Here is an 828-nt window from a genome sequence, read left to right on the forward strand (position 1 = left end):
TGCATGGAGCTGCCCAGCTGGAAGATCCCCCACAGGATCACCATGACACCGATCGAGGTCACCACGGCAGCCATGAGCTCCTTCGCGATATCAAACTTGGCAGTGATCGCCTGGGCACCGCTGCTTGCCAAAACGGGCATCAGATCCATGCTTATCATGGCTGCTGTCGTAAGGATTAAGGCTGCCATCCTTTTCACCCGGCATCTCCTCCTCCCTATACCCTCTGCCCCATGCTTCTCTTTCCTACAAAATGCCTCATTCCTCTTACTCATCCCTGTCTTTCCCCTTTCTGTATGCGATCACCCCGCCGATCAACAGGACAACGACTATGATCGCCAGCCTTATCGCAATACTTTCTGCATTCGTCATATGCTTCTCCTTTCTGCTAAAACAGGGAGGTCCCGTCTGGGCCCTCCCTGCGGATTTAGGCATAAAAAAATCCGGCACTTTGTCCGGTTCTATTTCCCTCTGTCTTGCCTTTATGGTCCCCTGTCATCATGCGGACCTTTTCTTTTTCCAAACCAGCACACCGATCACCCCAGCCAAGGCCACGGCCCCTGCCGCTGCATAAGGGAATACGGATGTGGTATCGCCTGTCTTTACCGGCGCTGTGGCCGTCGTATCTGTCTTTTTGGGCTGTTCTGTATCTTTCTGAACTGGCAGCTTTGTGATCTTCACGGTCTGAGCCTCATCTTCGATATCCTCATGGGACGCCACTTCACGTCCTTGGAAATGCAGCTTTTCAAAGACAACGATCTCTTTTCCACCAAGGGCGGATCCGTCAAAGGTGAATTCCAGCTCCACGCTCCCATCCGCTTTCTCAGCTGT

At 52.8% G+C, this 828-nt stretch carries 2 protein-coding genes; both read right to left on the reverse strand.

Features of this window, described 5'->3' with window-relative positions:
• Nucleotides 1–197 (reverse strand): hypothetical protein (locus WMO65_RS26355; RefSeq protein ID WP_349064902.1); only part of this gene is annotated, 197 nt, incomplete at its 3' end.
• Between the two features lie 298 nt (nt 198–495).
• Nucleotides 496–828 (reverse strand): VaFE repeat-containing surface-anchored protein (locus WMO65_RS26360; RefSeq protein WP_349064904.1); only part of this gene is annotated, 333 nt, incomplete at its 5' end.

The organism is Blautia caccae (genome assembly GCF_040095955.1).
GTDB lineage: Bacteria > Bacillota > Clostridia > Lachnospirales > Lachnospiraceae > Blautia > Blautia celeris.